This window comes from Tabrizicola sp. (assembly GCF_051645465.1).
Lineage (GTDB): Bacteria > Pseudomonadota > Alphaproteobacteria > Rhodobacterales > Rhodobacteraceae > Tabrizicola.
On sequence record NZ_JBOFBI010000105.1, the window covers coordinates 1 to 4846 of the forward strand.

4 protein-coding genes are annotated in these 4846 nt (G+C 65.2%); 3 read left to right on the plus strand and 1 reads right to left on the minus strand.

What is annotated here, in order from left to right:
- Positions 1-73: 73 nt before the first annotated feature.
- The gene (locus ACRCSW_RS06720) at positions 74-934 is read left to right on the plus strand and encodes an SDR family oxidoreductase (RefSeq protein ID WP_438703658.1); all 861 of its coding nucleotides are present in this window, start codon (positions 74-76) and stop codon (positions 932-934) included.
- A gap of 308 nt (positions 935-1242) precedes the next feature.
- Here the strand turns inward: ACRCSW_RS06720 and ACRCSW_RS06725 are convergent, their stop codons facing one another.
- Positions 1243-2196, minus strand: coding sequence for a LysR family transcriptional regulator (locus ACRCSW_RS06725; RefSeq protein ID WP_438703660.1), 954 nt, complete (start codon positions 2194-2196; stop codon positions 1243-1245).
- An 89-nt stretch (positions 2197-2285) separates the two neighbouring features.
- Between ACRCSW_RS06725 and ACRCSW_RS06730 the strand changes: the two genes are divergently transcribed.
- On the plus strand, positions 2286-3359 hold the full coding sequence (locus tag ACRCSW_RS06730; protein ID WP_438703662.1) for a maleylacetate reductase: 1074 nt from the start codon (positions 2286-2288) through the stop codon (positions 3357-3359).
- 35 nt (positions 3360-3394) lie between these two features.
- Positions 3395-4675 (plus strand): ABC transporter substrate-binding protein, encoded by a 1281-nt coding sequence (locus ACRCSW_RS06735; protein WP_438703664.1) that lies wholly within the window; start codon positions 3395-3397, stop codon positions 4673-4675.
- The last annotated feature ends 171 nt before the right edge of the window (positions 4676-4846 follow it).

Consider the following 4846-nt stretch of genomic DNA (forward strand, 5'->3'; position numbering starts at 1 on the left):
TTCGCACTCCAAACAACTCTACCGATACCTAACTCGCGTTTTACGACATGCGTTCAACCAGAGGAGATCAGACATGACCGAAGAGGTGCTTTTGACCCGCCGTGCGACGCTCTATTCTGCCTTGGCCGGAATTGGTGCCGTCGCTGTTGCCAGCAGTTCCGCAAGTGCGCAAGACGCCGCCGCACGCCCGTTGTCGGGCAAGGTCGCCATCGTCACCGGCGCGCGCAACAACCAGGGGCGGGCCTATGCCGTCGAACTTGCCCGGATGGGGGCCGACCTCGTGCTGCACTACCATCGGGCCGAAACGCTGGCCGAAGTCGAAGAAACCGCGGCGCTGGTCCAGGCGGAGGGGGTTCGCACGGCACTGGTCAGTGGCGATCTTGGCGATCCTGCCGTGGCCCGCGCTGTGTTTGATCTGGCCGACTCGACATACGGCGGGGCGGATATCCTCGTCCATACCGCGGGCGCCATCATCAAGAAACCGGTGGCCGAATTCGCCGATGAGGAGTTCGAAAAGCTGTTGAACGACAACACCCGCACGACGTTCTACACGATGCGGGAGGCTGCGCGGCGGCTGCGCGACGGGGGGCGGATCGTGGCGATCGGAACCTCGCTGACAGCGGGTGCGGCACCGGGCTATGCCGTCTATGCAGGCACCAAGGCCCCGGTCGAAGAGTTCAGTCGCATGATGGCGCGCGAGCTTGGCGCGCGTGGCATCACGGTGAACAACATCGCGCCAGGCCCGCTGGACAACCCGTTCTTCCACTCCGCCGAAACGCCGGAGAGTACCGAGTTCGCGACCCGCCTTGCGCCCTCGGGCCGGCTTGGCACCGAGGCCGACATCGTGCCGGTCGTGGCGACCCTGACCGGCCCGGAAGGCGCTTGGATCAACGGGCAGACCCTGTTCGTAAACGGCGGCTATCTGACGCGGTAAACATACCCGGTCCGACACGCCACCTGAAGCTATGCCCGGCGCTCCCTTGTCGAGGGGGCGCCAAGGCCCAAGTCGATTGCGGGTTTTCTTTGAGTCCCGGCTGCCGATACTCGCTTTGCTGACCCGGCCCGTCGGCCACAGAAGTGCTTGGTGAAAACCTGATGCAAAGGGACCATCAAGGGCAGCGCGCTTGATGGCGATGAGGTTGACTGTCTGAGCAAACCAACGGCGCCGGGTTCGGATCATGTGCGTTGCGTGCCGCGGCGGGGAGCGTTCTTCGGAGAGCCCTCATCCAACCCCCGACCGCCTCAGTCGCCCCCTTGCCAAAGCGCCTTGCGTTCGGCGTGCAGGATCGTGTCCTCAAGTGCCGCGAAGGCCGCATTGGTGAAACGTTCGAACTTGCGGAGGAGCGGCGGCGGCGTCTCGTCGCGTAGCACCAGGCACAGGTCGCGTTCCGGATGCGTGATGCGGATGTTGACCGCCTCGATCGAGAAGGTGCGGCGCAGCGAGAAGACCACCGAATAGGGCAGCACCGTAAGCGCGTCGGAGGCCGCGATCATGGACAAGACGGCATTCAGCGATCCGCCGGAAAAGGCGATGCGCAGATCGGTCAGGCCGATGGCGGCCACTACCGACTTCAGGTCGTTGTAAAGCGGGCTTCCCGCAGGCGGGGCGACCCAAGAATATGCGCCGATGTCCGGCAGCGCCAGATTGCGCTTGCGAAGGAGCGGATGGCCCATCCGGCAGGCGATGACGTTGCGACCTGGCAGCAGGCGGATCATCCGCAGGCCGGTCGGTGCAGAGGCCCGATGGATTGGCAAGATCGCCGCATCCAGCGCCCCGCCGATCAGGAGCGGCAAAAGCTCGCCCCAGTAGCCGTAGCGCTGTTCGATCCGAACCTCGGGGTTTTGCACCTGAAACTCGGCGATGCGCGGGGACACGACACCATCCATGAAGAATGGCGAGCCGCCAACCCTAAGCACTCCGGCTTTGCCGCTACGGTGCCGGTCCAGTGTGTCAGTCGCGGCAAGTTGCGCCTCGAGCACGCGGCGGCCCTGCGCCGCCAGTGCTTCGCACAGTTCCGTCGGTTTCAGCGGGCGACGCGAGCGGTCGAAGAGCGGCTCGCCGATCCGCGCCTCCAGCAGTGCAATGGTGCGCGACAGCGAGGGCTGCGACTTGCCAAGGCTCGCCGCACCCTCGACCACGCCACTGCCATCAACCACCGCGGCCAGGATCATCAGGTGTTCGGGATCAAGCTTCATAACCTGATGTTATGTGACGAGGTCGGGATTCGATACAATAGCCTTCCGACATGGCGCAGTATCTTCAAGCCAAAAGGGGGCAAAGGCCGATGTCCTTATTCCAGCCCGAATTCACTGCCCGCACTGCCCGTGTCCGTGTCAGGTTTGGCGTCGGCGCAAGCCGCTTGGTTGCCGATGATGTGCGGGCGCTGGGGTGTTCGCGGGCGCTGATCCTGTCGACGCCGCAGCAGGTTGCAGCGGCGATGCGGACGGCCGAGGATCTGGGGCCGCTGGCTGCAGGGATCTTTTCCAAGGCGGCGATGCACACGCCGGTCGAGATCACAGCCGAGGCGATGGCCCATGTCGCCGAGGTGCGGGCCGACTGTCTGGTTGCGGTTGGAGGCGGGTCCACGACCGGACTGGGCAAGGCGATCGCGCTGCGCACCGACTTGCCACAGGTTGTCATTCCGACCACCTATGCCGGGTCCGAGGCGACGCCGATCCTGGGGCAGACCGAAAACGGGCTGAAGACCACCGTAACGGATGATCGCGTGCAGCCCGAGGTCATCATCTACGACCCTGATCTTGTGGCGGGTTTGCCGGTGCCGATGACGGTGACCAGCGCGCTGAACGCCATCGCCCATGCCGTCGAGGCGCTCTATGCACGCGACCGCAATCCCCTGTCGTCGATGCTTGCGATGGAAGGCATCCGCGCCTTCGCCCGCGCGCTGCCTCAGGTTGTCGCCGATCCCCGCGACGTGGCGGCGCGGGGAGAGACGCTTTATGGCGCCTGGCTTTGCGGCACCGTCCTGGGGCAGGTCGGGATGGCGCTGCACCACAAGCTTTGCCACGCGCTGGGCGGGTCCTTCAACCTGCCGCATGCCGAGACGCATGCGGTGATCCTGCCGCATGCCGTGGCCTATACCGAACCTGCCGTCACCGACCTGCTGGCCCCGGTGGCCGAGGTCATGGGCGGCGCGACTGCGGGGGCGGCGCTGCACGCCTTTGCAGCCCGCATGAGCGCACCCATGGCGTTGCGCGATCTTGGACTGAAAGAAGCCGACCTCGACCGCGCGACGGAGATCGCGACGAGAAACCCCTACTGGAACCCGCGTCCGGTGGACCCCGTCCCCTTGCGCGCGCTTTTGGCGCGGGCCTGGGCCGGAGAGCCGCCGGTCGCATGAAACAACAATAAACAACGACTTACGGGAGGAACATCATGATAACACGCCGCGGCCTCATCCGCTCTACCGCCGCTTCGGGCCTTGTGCTTGCAACGCCTGGGCTCTTCGCCCCCGCCCTGGCACAGGGCGCCACGATCAAGGTCGGCTATGTCAGCCCGCAGACGGGGCCGCTGGCCGCGTTCGCCGAGGCGGATGCCTTCATTCTGGAAGGTTTTGCCAAGGTCGCGGCCGAGAAGGGCCTGCCCATCGAGGTGATCGTCAAGGACAGCCAGTCAAACCCCAACCGTGCGGCCGAGGTGGCCAAGGAACTGATCATCGACGAGGAAGTCAGCCTGATGCTGGTGGCTTCCACCCCCGAGACGACGAACCCCGTCGCCACCACCTGCGAGGCCGAGGGTATCCCCTGCATCTCGACGGTGGCACCGTGGCAGCCCTGGTTCATCGGCCAGCAGGGCAATCCTGGTGATCCGGCCTCCTGGGCGCCGTTCAACTATGCCTATCATTTCTTCTGGGGGCTGGAGGATGTCATCGCCGTCTTCACCAACATGTGGGGGCAGCTTGAGACCAACAAGTCCGTCGGCGGTCTCTTCCCGAACGACGGCGACGGCAACGCCTGGGGCGATCCTAACGTCGGCTTTCCGCCGGTGCTGGCGGCGCAGGGCTATACGCTGACCGATCCCGGGCGCTACCAGAACCTGACGGACGACTTTTCCAGCCAGATCAACGCCTTCAAGGCGGCGTCCGTGGAAATCGTCACCGGCGTGGTGATCCCGCCCGACTTCACCACGTTCTGGACCCAGGCCAAGCAGCAAGGCTTTACCCCGAAGGCTGCCTCCATCGGCAAGGCGATCCTGTTCCCGCAGGCGGTCGAGGCGCTGGGCGATACCGGGCACAACCTGTCGTCCGAGGTCTGGTGGTCGCCGTCGCACCCCTTCGCGTCTTCGCTGTCCGGTCAGTCGGCAGGCGATCTGGCGGCGGGCTACACTGCTGCGACGGGCCGGCCCTGGACGCAGCCCATCGGCTTTGTCCATGCGCTGTTCGAGATGGCGGCGGATGTGCTGGGACGCGTCAGCGATGCAGGTGACGGCGACGCGGTGGCCGAGGCGATCGCGGCGACGAACCTCAAATCCATCGTTGGCCCGATCGCATTCAATGGCGCCGGTCTGCCGCCCTTTGCGGTGAAGAACGTGGCGAAGACGCCGCTTGTCGGTGGCCAGTGGCGGTTGAAGGATGGCGGCGGCTATGACCTGGTGATCGTCGACAACAAGACCGCGCCGAACGTGCCGACCGGTGGGGTGATGGAAGCCATCATCTGACCGTCGACCGCATCGCAGCAGCCCCCTGCCCGCAAGTGGAAGGGGGGCCGTACATCCGCAAAGGTCTCCCCGATCAAGTGACTGGACCGCACCCGGAAATGCCCCTTCTCGCCCTTCAGAATGTCTCGAAATCCTTTGGCGCCCTGACCGTCGCCGATGCGATTTCCTTTG

Coding starts and splice junctions, on each gene's coding strand:
- ACRCSW_RS06720 (WP_438703658.1), top strand. CDS start 74: ATGACCGAAGAGGTGCTTTTGACCCGCCGTGCGACGCTCTATTCTGCC.
- ACRCSW_RS06725 (WP_438703660.1), bottom strand. CDS start 2,196: ATGAAGCTTGATCCCGAACACCTGATGATCCTGGCCGCGGTGGTTGAT.
- ACRCSW_RS06730 (WP_438703662.1), top strand. CDS start 2,286: ATGTCCTTATTCCAGCCCGAATTCACTGCCCGCACTGCCCGTGTCCGT.
- ACRCSW_RS06735 (WP_438703664.1), top strand. CDS start 3,395: ATGATAACACGCCGCGGCCTCATCCGCTCTACCGCCGCTTCGGGCCTT.